Source organism: Enterococcus sp. DIV1726a, assembly GCF_051710985.1.
GTDB lineage: Bacteria > Bacillota > Bacilli > Lactobacillales > Enterococcaceae > Enterococcus_B > Enterococcus_B hirae.
On the sequence record NZ_JBIOLS010000001.1, the window covers coordinates 1 to 16,344 of the forward strand.

General features: G+C 37.8%; 14 protein-coding genes. 12 read left to right on the plus strand and 2 right to left on the minus strand.

Annotation, left to right across the window (positions count from 1 at the left end; genetic code table 11):
* From dnaA to rpsR, 9 genes are all read left to right on the plus strand, one after another.
* Positions 1-1,335: chromosomal replication initiator protein DnaA (dnaA, locus tag IGJ27_RS00005; protein WP_010720504.1), on the plus strand; the 1,335-nt coding region annotated here is incomplete at its 5' end.
* A 189-nt stretch (positions 1,336-1,524) separates the two neighbouring features.
* Complete coding sequence (dnaN, locus tag IGJ27_RS00010) at positions 1,525-2,655, plus strand: DNA polymerase III subunit beta (protein ID WP_010720503.1); 1,131 nt, start codon at positions 1,525-1,527, stop codon at positions 2,653-2,655.
* A gap of 211 nt (positions 2,656-2,866) precedes the next feature.
* Complete coding sequence (yaaA, locus tag IGJ27_RS00015) at positions 2,867-3,109, plus strand: S4 domain-containing protein YaaA (protein ID WP_010720502.1); 243 nt, start codon at positions 2,867-2,869, stop codon at positions 3,107-3,109.
* Entirely contained in the window at positions 3,096-4,217 is a 1,122-nt protein-coding gene (recF, locus tag IGJ27_RS00020) for a DNA replication/repair protein RecF (protein ID WP_034697664.1), read from the plus strand. Before yaaA ends, recF begins: the two co-directional genes overlap by 14 nt.
* Positions 4,218-6,164, plus strand: coding sequence for a DNA topoisomerase (ATP-hydrolyzing) subunit B (gene gyrB, locus IGJ27_RS00025; RefSeq protein ID WP_010736776.1), 1,947 nt, complete (start codon positions 4,218-4,220; stop codon positions 6,162-6,164).
* Between the two features lie 19 nt (positions 6,165-6,183).
* Entirely contained in the window at positions 6,184-8,682 is a 2,499-nt protein-coding gene (gene gyrA / locus IGJ27_RS00030) for a DNA gyrase subunit A (RefSeq protein ID WP_010720499.1), read from the plus strand.
* Between the two features lie 399 nt (positions 8,683-9,081).
* Positions 9,082-9,381, plus strand: coding sequence for a 30S ribosomal protein S6 (gene rpsF, locus IGJ27_RS00035; protein WP_010720498.1), 300 nt, complete (start codon positions 9,082-9,084; stop codon positions 9,379-9,381).
* 51 nt (positions 9,382-9,432) lie between these two features.
* Complete coding sequence (gene ssb / locus IGJ27_RS00040; RefSeq protein ID WP_010720497.1) at positions 9,433-9,945, plus strand: single-stranded DNA-binding protein; 513 nt, start codon at positions 9,433-9,435, stop codon at positions 9,943-9,945.
* 25 nt (positions 9,946-9,970) lie between these two features.
* Positions 9,971-10,207 (plus strand): 30S ribosomal protein S18, encoded by a 237-nt coding sequence (rpsR, locus tag IGJ27_RS00045; RefSeq protein WP_002288370.1) that lies wholly within the window; start codon positions 9,971-9,973, stop codon positions 10,205-10,207.
* 148 nt (positions 10,208-10,355) lie between these two features.
* On the opposite strand, the gene IGJ27_RS00050 is transcribed toward rpsR, so the two are convergent.
* On the minus strand, positions 10,356-10,763 hold the full coding sequence (locus IGJ27_RS00050; protein ID WP_178306283.1) for a hypothetical protein: 408 nt from the start codon (positions 10,761-10,763) through the stop codon (positions 10,356-10,358).
* Positions 10,764-11,001: 238 nt separating this feature from the next.
* Between IGJ27_RS00050 and IGJ27_RS00055 the strand changes: the two genes are divergently transcribed.
* Together IGJ27_RS00055 and rplI are read left to right on the plus strand one after the other, a co-directional pair.
* Positions 11,002-12,981, plus strand: coding sequence for a DHH family phosphoesterase (locus IGJ27_RS00055; protein WP_081115160.1), 1,980 nt, complete (start codon positions 11,002-11,004; stop codon positions 12,979-12,981).
* A 5-nt stretch (positions 12,982-12,986) separates the two neighbouring features.
* Complete coding sequence (gene rplI, locus IGJ27_RS00060) at positions 12,987-13,439, plus strand: 50S ribosomal protein L9 (protein WP_010720494.1); 453 nt, start codon at positions 12,987-12,989, stop codon at positions 13,437-13,439.
* Between the two features lie 393 nt (positions 13,440-13,832).
* On the opposite strand, the gene IGJ27_RS00065 is transcribed toward rplI, so the two are convergent.
* Positions 13,833-14,495: a glycine zipper family protein gene (locus IGJ27_RS00065; RefSeq protein ID WP_256733890.1), complete on the minus strand. Its 663-nt coding sequence runs from the start codon at positions 14,493-14,495 to the stop codon at positions 13,833-13,835.
* Positions 14,496-14,963: 468 nt separating this feature from the next.
* Here IGJ27_RS00065 and dnaB point away from each other — a divergent pair, with 468 nt between their 5' ends.
* The gene (gene dnaB, locus IGJ27_RS00070) at positions 14,964-16,331 is read left to right on the plus strand and encodes a replicative DNA helicase (RefSeq protein ID WP_010720492.1); all 1,368 of its coding nucleotides are present in this window, start codon (positions 14,964-14,966) and stop codon (positions 16,329-16,331) included.
* The last annotated feature ends 13 nt before the right edge of the window (positions 16,332-16,344 follow it).

A 16,344-nucleotide genomic window follows, 5' to 3' on the forward strand; every position in this document is an offset into this window, starting at 1 on the left:
ATGGTATCCCTCGATGCTTTATGGAACGAATTAAAAACAACTTATCAAAAGGATCTCTCACCTGCGAGCTATAATACTTGGATCGAAACCGCTCATCCACGTTCATTGGATCAGAGTCAATTAGTCGTCGAAGTACCAAGTAAAATTCATAAAGAATATTGGGAAAAGAATCTAACAACCAAAATTGTTGAAGTTGGTTACATGCTAACTGGAAAAGAGATCATTCCAAGGTTTGTAACTGGTGAAGAGGTGGAGCAAGAAGTCGTCGAAGAAATCAAAAGTCCTAAAATACCTGTTGCAAATCCAATAAAGAAGGCGATGTTGAACCCAAAATATACATTTGATACCTTCGTTATCGGTAAAGGAAACCAAATGGCTCATGCGGCAGCTTTAGTCGTTGCAGAAGACCCTGGTTCCATTTATAATCCTTTGTTCTTTTATGGTGGTGTCGGCCTCGGTAAAACCCATTTGATGCATGCTATCGGACATCAAATGTTGTTAAGCGAGCCTGATGCAAAGGTCAAATACGTTAGTAGTGAAACATTTGCCAATGACTTTATCAACTCGATCCAAAACAAAACTGCAGAGGAATTTCGCCAAGAATACCGAAACGTCGATCTTTTGTTGGTCGATGATATTCAATTCTTTGCTGAAAAAGAAGCAACACAGGAAGAATTTTTCCATACTTTCAATGCACTCTACAATGAAGGAAAACAAATTGTATTGACGAGTGATCGTTTACCAAATGAGATTCCAAAATTACAAGAACGTTTGGTTTCTCGTTTTGCGTGGGGATTGTCAGTTGATATCACACCACCCGATTTAGAAACGAGAACTGCGATTTTACGTAAAAAAGCAGCAGCCGAACGTTTGGAAATACCCGATGATACCTTGAGTTACATTGCCGGACAAATTGATTCAAACATCCGTGAATTAGAAGGAGCACTCGTTCGCGTTCAAGCATTTGCTGCGATGAATAGTGAAGATATCTCAACTAGTTTAGCTGCAGATGCACTGAAAACACTAAAATCTGGTAAAGGTCATCCGCAATTATCTATCTTACAGATCCAAGAAGAAGTCGCGAAATATTATCATATTCAGTTAAAAGACCTAAAAGGAAAAAAACGTGTCAAATCAATCGTTGTACCGAGACAAATCGCTATGTACTTAGCAAGAGAGCTAACGGATAGTTCTTTACCAAAAATTGGTGCTGAATTTGGTGGGAAAGACCATACAACAGTGATTCATGCTCACGAAAAAATCCAGCAATTAATGGAATCAAGTGTCAGCATGCAAAATGAAGTATCCGAAATCAAAAATTTCTTATTAAATTAACTTTGAAAAACGAAAAAACGCTTTGTGGATAAAATCAAAAAAAGCCTAAAAGTTATACACAGATTTTCCACAGCTGTTTTTTCTTTTATTTCTTGCATTTTTTTAGTTTTCCACAGAATCAACAGTACCTAATACTTTTATTATTTATATATTAACTAATAATAAATAAACGCTTAAAGGAGACACAACATGAAAGTAACTTTAAATCGAGCAAGTTTTATGCAAGAATTGCAAACTGTTCAACGTGCTATTTCAAGTAAAACCACTATTCCAATCTTGACTGGAGTCAAAATTACTTTGACTCAAGAAGGATTAACGCTAACTGGGAGTAATGCAGATATTTCTATTGAAACTTTTTTATCTGTTGAAAATGAAAAAGCCCAAATGCAAATTGAATCAACTGGAGCAATTGTGTTACAAGCTCGTTTCTTTAGTGAAATTATCCGTCGCTTACCAGAAGACACCTTTACTCTTGAAGTCTTAGAGAATAAACAAGTAGCCATTACTTCAGGAAAAGCCAACTTCTTAGTCAATGGGTTAGATGCAGACAATTACCCTCATTTACCTGTCGTTGAAAGCCATAATCAAATGAAATTACCGGTACATGTCTTAACGAAATTGATCAATGAAACAGTATTCGCTGTCTCACAACATGAAAGTCGTCCAATTCTAACAGGGGTCCATTTTATTTTAGAAGGAAATTCTCTTTTGGCTGTCGCAACTGACTCCCACCGTCTAAGCCAACGAGTGATTCCAGTTGAACAAGCAGCTGATCATTTTGATATCGTGATTCCTGGTAAAAGTCTGACTGAATTATCTCGTTCATTGACAAATGAAGAAGAAATCGTTGAGATCAGTATCATGGAAAACCAAGTACTCTTTAAAACAGAAAACATGTATTTTTATTCCCGTCTGTTGGAAGGAAACTACCCCGATACGAATCGGTTGATTCCTTCAAGCTTCAACACAGAAGTAGAATTTTCTGTTCCAAGTTTCCTTGCAGCGATTGAACGTGCCTCATTACTTTCTCATGAAGGACGTAATAATATCGTTCGTTTATCCATCCAATCAGATGCGGTGATTCTATATGGAAACTCACCTGAAATCGGAAAAGTAGAAGAAAGTCTGAATTATGTGGCAAGTAGTGGGGATCCTTTGGATATTTCCTTTAACCCTGATTACATGAAAGCTGCGTTACGTGCGTTTGGTGATATGAGTATCAAAGTGAAATTTATTTCTTCTATTCGTCCGTTTACATTAGAACCAACAGAAGATGGTGTTCAATTTATCCAGTTAATCACACCAGTACGTACGAACTAATCTGTATATCATTTTGAAAAAGTAATGAAAAAAACAAAAAATAAACAAAAAGCCATAAAATCACTTTTAAGGCTTTTTGTTTATTTTTGTTTAAAACACCTTTTTTCGCTTAAATCGTCTTATATGGAAAAATATATGGATAAATTTGTTTTATTGCCTAAAAAAAGGTATAATAGAGTATACATTTATTAATGAAAATGAGGGATGAACATTGAAACAACAAGTCATTCTAAAAACAGAATTTATGACGTTGGGTCAAATGCTAAAAGAAGTCACAGTAATTAGCAGTGGTGGACAAGCAAAATGGTATTTAGCTGAAAACACTGTCTTGGTAGACGGCGAACCAGAGAATCGTCGTGGACGAAAACTTTATCCCGGCATGATGGTTGAAGTTCCAGAAGTGGGAACTTTTTTTATGGTAAAAAAAGGAATAAACGATAATGAGGCTGAATAAGCTGTATCTAAAAAATTATCGAAACTATCAGGAATTAAAGATTACGTTTACTAAAAACCTTGTCATTTTTTTAGGAGAAAATGCCCAAGGTAAGACGAATCTTTTGGAAAGTATTTATGTTTTGGCTATGACGAGAAGTCACCGTACCAGCAGTGAGCAAGAATTGATCGGATGGCAAGGCGAGCAAGCACTGATCCAGGGCGAAGTGACAAAAGGAACCTCTAAGATTCCTTTGGAGATCCTTCTTTCAAAAAAGGGACGCAAAACAAAGATCAATCATATCGAACAAAAAAAATTAAGTAGCTATGTTGGTCAATTAAATGTCATTTTATTTGCACCTGAAGACCTTTCATTAGTAAAGGGTAGTCCGCAGATCAGGCGAAAATTTCTTGATATGGAGTTAGGACAGATCAATCCGATCTATCTTTACGATTTGGTTCAATATCAAGGTATCCTAAAACAAAGAAATCAATATTTGAAACAACTGAATGAAAAAAAACAAACAGATTTACTTTATTTAGATATTTTATCTGAACAGTTAGCTGAATTTGGAAGTAAAGTATTGAAAGCACGTGCACAGTTTGTTCGACGACTGGAATTTTGGGCAAATACATTGCACCAACAAATCACCCATCAAAAAGAGCAATTAGAGATTGAATATGTCACCTCGTTTTCTTCTTTAAGTACACAAACACAAGAAGAGATCCAAACACAATTTTTAGAATTGTTGAATCAAAACAAAAAGAAAGATATGTTTCGCGGAACAACGACAATTGGACCACATCGTGATGATCTTTCTTTTTTCGTCAATCAAAAAAACGTGCAAACGTATGGTTCTCAAGGACAGCAGCGGACCACTGCTTTAAGTGTTAAGTTGGCTGAAATTGATTTGATCAAAGAAGAAACTGGGGAGTATCCAATTCTTTTACTTGATGATGTAATGAGTGAGCTAGATGATAATCGCCAACTACATTTACTAGAAACGATTGAAGGAAAGGTACAGACTTTCTTAACAACAACGACACTTGATCATGTAAAAAACAAAATGACTGTTGAACCAGAGATTTTTTATGTTCAGCAAGGGGAAATAAAAGGAGAAGAAGGCTAAATGACAGATGAAAAAAGTTTAGTAGAACGTGCAAAAGAATATGATGCCAGTCAGATCCAAGTTCTTGAAGGACTTGAAGCCGTTCGAAAACGTCCTGGTATGTATATCGGCTCCACAAGTTCGGAAGGATTACATCACTTAGTATGGGAAATCGTTGATAACTCTATCGATGAAGTCCTAGCAGGATTTGCGACGAAAATCCAAGTAATAATTGAAAAAGATAACAGTATTACTGTCATCGATGATGGCCGAGGTATCCCCGTTGATATCCAAGCCAAAACTGGTCGTCCAGCGGTAGAAACGGTGTTTACGGTACTCCATGCTGGTGGGAAATTCGGCGGAGGCGGTTATAAAGTATCTGGTGGTCTTCACGGGGTAGGTTCTTCGGTTGTAAATGCGCTCTCCACTCAGCTTGATGTAAAAGTCTACAAAGATGGAAATGTGTACTATCAGGAATATCGTCGTGGTGCTGTTGTCGATGATCTGAAGATTATTGAACAAACCGATCGAAACGGGACAACTGTTCATTTTATACCAGATCCAGAAATCTTTACGGAAACAACAGTTTTTGATTTTAATAAGCTAGCGACCCGTATCCGCGAATTAGCATTCTTGAACCGGGGAATGAAGATCTCGATTGAAGATAAGAGAGAAGAATCTCCAGTAGTAAAAGAGTACCATTATGACGGTGGGATCAAGAGCTATGTGGAATATTTGAATGCAAATAAAACGGTCATTTTTCCAGAGCCAGTTTATTTAGAAGGAGAACAACAAGACATCACGGTAGAAGTTTCCATGCAATATACCGATGGTTACCACTCCAACATCATGAGTTTTGCAAATAATATCCATACTTATGAAGGTGGTACGCATGAATCTGGCTTCAAGACAGCGTTGACACGTGTGATCAATGACTATGCACGTAAACAAAAATTGATGAAAGAAAATGATGATAACTTAACTGGTGAAGATGTGCGGGAAGGACTGACCGCAGTAATTTCGATCAAACACCCAGATCCACAATTTGAAGGGCAAACCAAAACAAAATTAGGTAATTCTGAAGTTCGGACAGTAACAGATCGTCTGTTTAGCGAGCATTTCATGAAATTCTTGTTAGAAAATCCAAGTGTTGGACGACAAATCATTGAAAAAGGATTGTTGGCTTCTAAAGCACGTCTAGCAGCGAAACGTGCCCGTGAAGTAACCAGAAGAAAAGGCGCATTAGAAATCAGTAATTTGCCTGGTAAACTGGCGGATTGCTCAAGTAATGATCCAGAAAAATGCGAATTGTTCATCGTCGAAGGAGATTCTGCCGGCGGTTCAGCAAAACAAGGGCGAAATCGTGAATTTCAAGCAATTTTACCGATTCGTGGGAAAATCTTAAATGTTGAAAAAGCAAGTATGGATAAAATTCTAGCCAATGAAGAAATCCGCTCTTTATTTACCGCTATGGGAACAGGATTCGGTGAAGACTTCGATGTTTCCAAAGCTCGTTACCACAAATTAGTGATTATGACGGATGCCGATGTCGATGGTGCCCATATTCGAACATTGCTCTTAACCTTGTTTTATCGTTATATGCGCCCAATTGTTGAAGCGGGATATGTTTATATTGCACAACCGCCGCTATACGGGGTAAAACAAGGGAAAAAAATCACGTATGTACAACCCGGTAAAAACGCTGAAGAAGATTTGAAACAAGTAGTTGCTTCTCTACCAGCTACACCAAAACCAAGTGTTCAACGATACAAAGGGTTAGGTGAAATGGATGACCATCAACTATGGGAAACAACGATGGACCCTAGCAATCGTATGATGGCTCGTGTTAGTGTGGATGATGCTATCGCAGCTGATCAAATTTTTGAAATGTTAATGGGTGATCGAGTGGAACCTCGTCGTGCATTCATTGAAGAAAATGCCCATTATGTGAAAAACTTAGATATTTAGTCATGAAGGAGGAAAAAAGATGAGTGAAGAAATCAGAGAGAACATCCATGATGTCAATCTAACTAGCGAAATGAAAGACTCCTTCATCGATTATGCGATGAGTGTTATTGTTGCTCGTGCACTACCGGATGTTCGAGATGGGTTAAAACCTGTTCATCGCCGTATTTTATACGGGATGAACGAATTGGGTGTGACCCCAGATAAAGCCCATAAAAAATCTGCCAGAATCGTTGGGGATGTTATGGGTAAGTATCACCCCCATGGAGACAGTGCTATTTATGAATCCATGGTACGGATGGCACAACCATTTAGTTATCGGTACATGCTAGTGGATGGACATGGTAACTTTGGTTCTGTCGATGGTGATGGAGCAGCTGCGATGCGGTACACCGAAGCACGTATGAGTAAAATTGCCACGGAGATGCTACGGGATATCAATAAAAATACTGTAGATTTCCAAAGTAACTATGACGATACAGAAAGGGAACCAGTCGTACTTCCAGCACGCTTTCCTAATCTGCTAGTTAACGGAACAACAGGGATCGCAGTTGGTATGGCGACGAATATCCCCCCTCATAATTTATCTGAGGTAGTAGCAGCGATCGATCTATTGATGGAAAATCCAGAAGTAACAACCAATGAATTGATGGAAGTTTTACCTGGTCCCGATTTTCCAACCGGTGGTCTCGTGATGGGTAAATCAGGTATTCGCCGTGCTTACGAAACGGGGAAAGGCTCAATAACTGTTCGAGCAAAAGTAGAAATCACGGAGATGCCTAATGGCAAAGAACGAATTATCGTAACGGAACTTCCTTATATGGTCAATAAAGCAAAATTGATCGAACGAATCTCTGAATTACACCGCGATAAACGGATTGAAGGAATTACGGATTTGCGTGATGAGTCTTCCCGTGAAGGAATGCGGATCGTTATCGATATCCGCCGTGATGCAAGTGCTTCGGTTATTTTAAATAACCTGTATAAGTTGACTTCATTACAAAATTCATTTGGTTTCAATATGCTGGCCATTGAAAAAGGCGTTCCTAAAGTACTGAGTCTTAAACAAATACTTGAAAACTATGTAGAGCATCAGCGTGAAGTGATCACTCGCCGAACGATTTTTGAAAAAGAAAAGGCAGAAGCACGAGCTCACATTTTAGAAGGTTTACGGATCGCATTGGACCATATTGATGAAATCATTGCAATTATCCGTGGGTCTAAATCTGACGATGAAGCAAAAACAACGATGATTGATCGTTTTGAATTATCTGATCGACAAGCACAAGCGATCTTAGATATGCGTTTACGTCGTCTAACTGGTTTAGAACGTGAGAAAATCGAAAATGAATACCAAGAATTATTACGATTGATCGAAGATTTAACGGATATTCTTGCTCGTCCAGAACGTGTGACCGAAATCATCAAAACAGAGTTAGCAGAATTAAACCAACGTTTTGGTGACAAACGTCGTACAGAATTACTAGTGGGTGAAGTTTTAAGTCTTGAAGATGAAGACTTGATCGAAGAAGAAGAAATCGTTATTACACTCACGAACAATGGGTATATCAAACGTTTAGCGAACAATGAATTTAGAGCACAACGTCGTGGTGGACGTGGTGTACAAGGAATGGGCGTGCATAACGATGACTTCGTCAAAAACCTTGTCTCTTGTTCGACACATGACACCTTGCTGTTCTTTACCAATAACGGGAAAGTCTATCGTGCCAAAGGATATGAAATTCCAGAATATGGTCGAACTGCGAAAGGAATCCCGATCATTAACTTGTTAGGGATCGATTCAAGTGAAAAAATTCAAGCAATTATTGCAGTCACCGGTGAAGCTCAAGAAGGACATTACCTCTTCTTCACTACTCGTCAAGGAACGGTGAAACGGACCACCGTAACTGCTTTTGCGAATATCCGCAGTAATGGATTGATTGCGATTGGCTTAAAAGAAGACGATGAATTAGTCAACGTGTTGTTAACAGATGGTCAATCAAACATTATCATTGGTACACATGATGGTTATTCGGTAACGTTTGCGGAAGGAGCTGTTCGGGACATGGGACGGACAGCGTCAGGAGTTCGAGGTATTCGTTTAAGAGAAGACGATTATGTGATTGGTGCTGCCTTGATGAATGAAAATCATGAAGTCTTGATCATTACTGAAAAAGGCTATGGTAAACGAACGAAAGTGAAAGAGTATCCAGTGAAAGGTCGCGGCGGTAAAGGGATCAAAACAGCCAATATCACTGAAAAAAATGGTCCATTAGCTGGACTAGCCACGATTGTTGGAACAGAAGATATCATGCTGATCACAGATAAAGGCGTTATTATTCGTTTCAATGTCTCAACTGTTTCTCAAACTGGACGTGCTACACTTGGCGTACGTTTGATCAAAATGGAAGCTGATACGAAGGTTGTGACAATGGCGGCCGTCGAGCCAGAAAGCACAGAAGAAACTGAGACACCAACAGAGACCGTGGAAGATACCACAATAGATAAAACAGAAGAATAGTCAAAAAACAGGGCTTGTCTCAGCGATGGGAAGCTTGTAAAAATAAGCCACAACCTCCGATACACAATGATTATCGGAAGTTGTGGCTTATTATTGTTTTATGTTCATGGATTCTTTTGCAACATAAAAAAGAATCCACCTACGAATAGCTCTTGTAGTTTTTATACTTTGTTATTGTAGGAGATCGTGTTTTTCAAGAGATTCAAAAAGAGAACTTTCGGCAGTCATTTAGTAAAGCATTTTATTAAAAACTTCTTTCTACACTATTTTCCCTTCAGCTTATTGCTTTTTTCACTCTATACGTGTATAATTAAAGATTGTGAGTAGTCTAATTTATTAGAAAACTCTCCTTGCTCTTGGGAATCTAAGAGCCGAAAGTCCATAGGGAGGTGAAAATCAATGGAAAATACGAAATATGAAATCATGTACATTATTCGTCCAAACATTGATGAAGAAGCAAAAACTGCTTTAATCGAACGTTTCGATGCAATCTTGAAAGATAACGGAGCTGAAGTTATCGAATCTAAAGATTGGGAAAAACGCCGTTTAGCGTATGAAATGAACGGTTACCGTGAAGGTATCTATCACATCGTTAAAGTGTCTTCTCCATCATCTGCAACTGCTGTCAATGAATTTGACCGTCTTGCTAAAATCAACGACGATATCATTCGTCACATGATCGTGAAAGAAGAAGCATAATTTATTGTTTCATGTGGAACAATAGAACAACGATGAGAGGAGATGAATCTTTTGATTAATAATGTTGTACTAGTTGGACGTCTAACTAAAGATCCGGATTTACGATATACATCAAGTGGCACTGCAGTAGCAACGTTTACTTTAGCTGTTAATCGTAATTTTACTAGCCAAAACGGCAATCGTGAGGCTGACTTTATTAATTGTGTGATTTGGCGTAAATCAGCAGAGACATTAGCAAACTATGCTCGTAAGGGGACTCTTTTAGGAGTTACTGGACGTATCCAAACTCGTTCTTATGATAATCAGCAAGGACAACGTGTATACGTAACAGAAGTAGTTGCTGAAAACTTCCAATTATTGGAAAGTCGTGCTGCATCTGAAAATCGTCAACAAACTGGCGGTTACCAAAGCTCTGGTCAATCGACAAATGATTTTGGCGGAAGTAATAACTATAATCAAACATCTCAATCATCCAACGGTATGCCTGATTTTGATCGTGACAATTCTGATCCATTTGGTTCAAGTTCAACGATCGACATTTCAGACGATGATTTACCATTCTAAACGAATTTGATAGGAGGGAAATAGAATGGCACAACAAAGAAGAGGCGGACGTAAACGTCGTAAAGTAGACTATATTGCTGCTAACCATATTGAATATATCGATTATAAAGATATTGAATTACTAAAAAGATTTATCTCAGAACGTGGAAAAATCTTGCCACGTCGTGTAACAGGTACAGGCGCTAAAAACCAACGTAAAATTACTGTTGCTATCAAACGCGCACGTATCATGGGCTTACTACCTTTCGTAAGTGAAGATTAATTGAAATAATGAAACGAGGAAATGGTTTTACTACCGTTCCCTCGTTTTTTACTTTTTGAGAATGAATGTTTAGATGTTTTATTATCAAAAAAAAAGAGTGTCATCTATACTTAGAAGAATCATAGAGAAAAGCATCCACGATTTTCGTTTAGGATTGGGGATAAAGAATACTATCTTTAAAAATTCCATCTCCCCAAATCTGACTTTCCGACAAGCTGCTCTCAATCAACTCGATCGGTTGCTGATTGACTAAGATCATTGCACAACGGTAGCCAGCGAAAGGTTGATAAAGAGGCATGATGATTTCTTGTCCTTTCAATGCTAGCTCAATGTTATCGACTGTAAAAGCAACATGAGCTTCTTTTTGAATGATTGGATCAATACGACAATCGGGACCAAAGGCATGGAGTTCGATTGGCATAGATAAAGAATTTTTCACATCCAGTGAGTACATATCGAATAAAGGACTATACTTTGTTTCTGGATGATCTTTGATTTCTTCCAGATCGATTGGTTTACCGATATGATGGAAGCTTAATTTGTTCATTTTATTCATATAATGCTCCTTTGCCTTTTATAAATTGCTCCTTTGAACATTCAAAGTAGTAATAATTTGCTTTATTTCGGTTTGAGGTTAGATGATAACTGTCATTTCAAGGTTGAAAACAAGTTATTCTACCATTTTTTTTAATACAGTGAAAAGTATTTTCAGTTAAATAATCAAGCATTTGTTTAGTCGCTTGAATACGGGAAGTTATGGTAAAATTAAACTAATCAACTATGGGAGGAAGAAGATGGAAAAAGAAAAAGAAAAAGAAAACTTAACCCCTAGACCTCTCTTCATTTTTTTATTTTTATTGCTTGAAGTACTGGTTGTATTATTTATGCCATTTCGTTTTGTTAGCGCTTTGGTTGTGCTTTTGATGAACCTTTTTGGCTTACGTTATTGGTTGAAATTAAAACGATGGCTAATGATAAAAAATCGTGAAAAAATCCAACAAGCCTCAACGGTGGCTGAGAACAATCTTGCTTATGTCTCCGAAGTGATGCCAGTAGGAGTGATTGCGTACCAACCAACAAGCCAAAAAATTGAATGGTTGAACCCACTCGCCTTAAAAATCAAAGATCAAAGCAGCTTAACAGAAGAAGAACTATTAGATGCTTTTTTTTCGGCAAAAGAGAAAAAGAAAAAACAAGTATATTTAGCAGATCGAACCTTTCAATTTGAAATGGATACAGTAAAGGGGGTCGTTTATTTCAACGATATCACCCAAAATCAATTGTTGAAGCTCCATCAAACCAACAGCCAACCAGTGATTGGTATCTTATCAATTGATAATTATGCAGATGCTATCGATAAGTTAGATGACAAAGAAATTTCTTATCTCAATTCGTTTGTGACTACAATGGTGTCTGATTGGATGAATGAATACCATGTCTTTTTTAAGCGGATCACTGCAGAACGCTTTTTCTTTGTCGCACAAATGATTGATTTGAAAAAAATGATGGACAAAAAATTTGATCTGTTGGATCGTTTACGTGCAGAAGCAGAGCGACAAAATTTGCCAATTACTCTAAGTATGGGGATTGCTTACGGTCAAGATTCGTTAGATGAAATTGGGGGAGAAGCCCAAAATAATTTGGACATTGCTCTAGTTCGAGGTGGCGACCAAGTTGTCGTGAAAGAACTACGTGAGGGAGCAAAACCTGTTTACTATGGAGGAAAATCAGCTAAGTCAGTCAAACGAACCCGTGTACGTTCACGAGCGATGAGTACTGCACTTCGTAAGATTTTTACTGAAACTGGCGATGTATTTATCATGGGGCATAAATTCCCCGATATGGATGCCATTGGTTCAGCATTTGGGGTAAGTTGCTTAGCTCGTTTCAATCAAAAAAAAGCGTATATCGTACTTGATGAAAACGAGATTATTCCAGACGTAGAACGATGTTTAGAGGAAATTCATAAACACCCTGAACTAGAAGCACAGCTGATTTCGCCCAAAAAAGCGATGGAGCTTAAAAAAGAAGAAGACCTGCTAGTTATGGTAGATTACCACAAACCCTCGCTATCGATCTCTCAGAGCCTATATGAGCAATTTGATAAGATCGTTATTATTGATCATCATCGACGTGGGGAGGAGTTCCCAAGTAAGCCGCTGTTGACGTATATCGAATCTTCTGCTTCTTCTGCTTCAGAGTTAGTGACAGAACTAATTCAGTATCAAAGCAATCGCACGAATCGCTTAGATCGTTTTGAAGCGACGTTGTTATTGGCAGGCATGACTGTTGATACGAACAGTTTTAATGTACGCACAACGGCACGAACTTTTGATGTAGCAAGTTATTTAAGGTCTTGTAGTGCGGATGCTTCCCTAGTACAATATTTATTGAGTTCAGATTTAGCAACCTATTTGGAAATCAGCCATTTGATTGCACAGAGCGAATATGTAACTTCAGATATTGTCGTAGCAGCTGGGACAGATGAAAAGGAATATAATAGTGTGATCGCTGCGAAAACGGCAGACACCCTCTTATCAATGATCAATATCAATGGGGCTTTTGTCATCACGAAACGAACGGACGGGCTAGTCGGGATCAGTGCTCGTAGTTCGGGCACGATCAATGTTCAAGTGATCATGGAGTCTCTTGGCGGCGGCGGTCATTTCACCAATGCAGCGACCCAATTGGAAGGTGTCACAGTAGAAGAAACCAAACAGCGTTTACTTGCTGCAATCAAAGAAAATAGGAATCAATTATATGATAAGGAGTAATGGATATGAAAGTCATTTTCTTACAAGATGTAAAAGGTAAAGGAAAAAAAGGTGATGTTAAAGAAGTACCGAATGGTTACGCACAAAATTTCCTATTAAAAAATAATCTGGCAAAAGAAGCAAATAAAAGTAGTATTAGCCAATTAGCTGGACAAAAAAAGGCACAAGAAAAACAAGAAGCTGAAATTTTAGAAGAAGCAAAAGAACTAAAAGGATTTTTAGAAAAAGAAGAAACGGTTGTCGAACTGAAAGCCAAAGCGGGTGAAGATGGACGTTTATTCGGTTCAATCCCTTCAAAACAAATTGCTGAAGGATTGAACAAACAATACAAAGTAAAACTAGATAAACGTAAAATCGAATTGAATAATCCAATCCGTACGTTAGGCTACACGAACGTACCAGTCAAATTGCATCATGAAGTGACTGCAACGATCAAAGTGCATGTGGTAGCAGAATAGCCACCTCACCAATCATTTCTGTTAGCAGTCTCTTGAGGTTTTGTAATAGGACTTGTTGAGAAATGATCGCAGAGATTGAGAGTTCTTTTCAAAAAGAAAATCAGCCGGATTTTGATGAATCATGTCAAAATCCGGCTGATTTTCTTCATTTAATGGTAAAGATATTTGATAGGATGGTATAGAAAGCATACTTTCTTTTCGATTGATTTTAGCTACTTTATTCTTACAAGATTATGTGCTTTTTAATACCCTAGATCAAAAAAGTGGGATATTAACCAGATTTTTTTGTTCATGCCCTAGACTCTTTAAGCTTAGATTATTTTTTCTTGCGATATTTCAAAAATAGTAATATCATCACAAGGATTGTTGAATAAATTAATAAAGTTCCCAGTCTCATATACTACACTGCGTTTGTGACGTTAAACTGCAAATCGGAAATTCTGCTGTTAAAGTCATCCGCACTCCTCCATTTGATCTATTTTTACTAATCATTGTTTTTACATCACTTTGACCTTGATCGCAACGTTTGGCTAATACTGCAGCACCAATAATTGTCCCAACTACAGCTCCAATCACACCACCAATTACAGCACCATAACCCGCACCATTTACTGCTAAACCAACAGAACAAAAACCTAAATAGTCTCTTAAATTAGCTAATCCTGTCTTACTAGTGGCATAATCGTTGATACCACCATTCACAAATTTTTCTGACCACCCGGTAGTATCGTAAAGTCCTCGTGCGAACGTATTGTCACCATAAGCATAGTGGACTTCAGCGCCATCATATTTTAAGATAAGAGACTGGATCAAAGCTTTTGTTTCTGCTGAGTCTGGCTGATTCATTAACTGTTGTTTGATCTCTGGACGATTCACTTCTTGCACAAAATTTTTGTATAATTCATTGGATTCGACAATCGTGACTTTATCTAGTTGAAAATGGTTTTCAGCTGGTACACTAGCGGTTTTCTCAGCTGCATCAACGATTTGTGTTACTCCTGGTACTACAGATCCAAGTAAAGACAGACAAGACAATAAAATAGCAACGAGTTTCATTTTTTTCGTAACACATTTCCTCCTAAAATTTTTTGTGCGGACTAGAAAACGTTTTCTGTAATGAATTCTAGCACAATCAATAGTATATAGTATTAAATAATCATAAGTGATCTATTTTTTATCAAAAATGAAAAAATAGGAAAAAATAAAAAAAGTTTCCTTTTTTTTCTTTTTCGATTATGACAAAACCTATTGAACATATAGCTAGTTTGGTACTAGCGTAAAGGATCACTTGACTGATATACTTTTTATAGTTGTTTCATTTTATCAAGGGATCTTCGTTCTCAAAGTTTTTGCTAGTTTAAGATTTTGATGAATCTACATATGTATTTTTTGTACTTATTCTTGGTATTGACTGTCTCTTTTATTGATTTCGAAAGATAAGCAACCATTACACTCACTTTTTTAAAGTGACTTTTTTACGATTTTCTTGTAAAATAAAGCAATTGAAGACAAGGAGCGATATGTATGAATGAAGTGTGGCAGGATCGAATTCCACCGCAAAATATTGAAGCTGAACAAGCGGTTTTAGGATCGGTTTTTTTAGATGCTGAAACGATCATTGATGCCATGGAGTACATAGAACCGAAAGACTTTTATCGTCGGGGACATCAAATCATTTTTGAAACAATGATCGAATTAAATGACCGTAATGAAGCAATAGATGTAGTGACTGTAAAAGATCGGTTGGAGCAAGCGAACTTATTAGAAGATGCTGGTGGGTTAAGCTACCTTTCAGATTTAGCGTTAGCAGTACCTACTGCAGCAAATATCGTCTACTATGCGAAAATCGTTGAAGAAAAATCATTGCTTCGCACACTGATCCAAACAGCTACTGGGATCGTGACAAAAGGGTTTGAACAAGGGGAAGAAGTCCAGTCGATTCTGGATGATGCCGAGCGCAGTATTTTAGAAGTATCAGAAAAAAGAAACCGCAGTGGCTTTCTATCTATTGCAGAAGTCCTGAACTCAACCATTGAAAATATTGACCAGCTGGCCCAAAATAATGAAGAAATCACAGGATTACCGACTGGATACCAAGGACTTGATAAAATGACAGCAGGTTTTCAACCTGAGGAATTGATCATCCTAGCAGCTCGGCCTGCGGTAGGGAAAACAGCTTTCGCATTAAATATAGCTCAAAATGTCGGGACAAAAACCGATCGTTCAGTTGCTATTTTTAGTTTGGAAATGGGGGCTGAATCGCTTGTCAATCGGATGCTTTGTGCGGAAGGATCGATCGAAGCAAGCCATTTGCGTACCGGTCAACTTTCTGAAGAAGAGTGGTCTAATTTGATCGTTGCAATGGGGAGTTTGTCACGGGCAAATATCTTTATTGATGATACTCCAGGAATAAAAATTTCTGAGATTCGTGCCAAATGCCGAAAATTAGCGCAGGAAAAAGGAAATCTTGGATTGATCTTGATTGACTACTTGCAATTGATTGAAGGAAACGGGAGAGAAAATCGTCAACAAGAAGTATCTGATATTTCACGTCAATTAAAAAAGCTAGCCAAAGAATTAAAAGTACCAGTTATTGCGTTGTCCCAGCTTTCCCGTGGAGTAGAACAACGTCAAGATAAACGTCCTGTATTAAGTGATATCCGTGAATCGGGTTCCATTGAGCAAGATGCTGATATCGTAGCCTTCTTATATCGAGATGATTACTATGAAAGAGAAGGTGGCGAAGACAATGAGGATAACGAACCAAAAAACGACAATGTCATTGAAGTCATCATCGAAAAAAACCGTAGTGGTGCCCGTGGTACAGTAGAATTACTGTTTATCAAAGAATACAACAAATTTTCGTCGTTATCCCCGAGAGAAGAATATTGATTATAATATTGAC

Coding starts and splice junctions, on each gene's coding strand:
- dnaN (WP_010720503.1), top strand. CDS start 1,525: ATGAAAGTAACTTTAAATCGAGCAAGTTTTATGCAAGAATTGCAAACT.
- recF (WP_034697664.1), top strand. CDS start 3,096: ATGAGGCTGAATAAGCTGTATCTAAAAAATTATCGAAACTATCAGGAA.
- gyrB (WP_010736776.1), top strand. CDS start 4,218: ATGACAGATGAAAAAAGTTTAGTAGAACGTGCAAAAGAATATGATGCC.
- gyrA (WP_010720499.1), top strand. CDS start 6,184: ATGAGTGAAGAAATCAGAGAGAACATCCATGATGTCAATCTAACTAGC.
- rpsF (WP_010720498.1), top strand. CDS start 9,082: ATGGAAAATACGAAATATGAAATCATGTACATTATTCGTCCAAACATT.
- rpsR (WP_002288370.1), top strand. CDS start 9,971: ATGGCACAACAAAGAAGAGGCGGACGTAAACGTCGTAAAGTAGACTAT.
- IGJ27_RS00050 (WP_178306283.1), bottom strand. CDS start 10,763: ATGAATAAAATGAACAAATTAAGCTTCCATCATATCGGTAAACCAATC.
- IGJ27_RS00055 (WP_081115160.1), top strand. CDS start 11,002: ATGGAAAAAGAAAAAGAAAAAGAAAACTTAACCCCTAGACCTCTCTTC.
- rplI (WP_010720494.1), top strand. CDS start 12,987: ATGAAAGTCATTTTCTTACAAGATGTAAAAGGTAAAGGAAAAAAAGGT.
- IGJ27_RS00065 (WP_256733890.1), bottom strand. CDS start 14,495: ATGAAACTCGTTGCTATTTTATTGTCTTGTCTGTCTTTACTTGGATCT.
- dnaB (WP_010720492.1), top strand. CDS start 14,964: ATGAATGAAGTGTGGCAGGATCGAATTCCACCGCAAAATATTGAAGCT.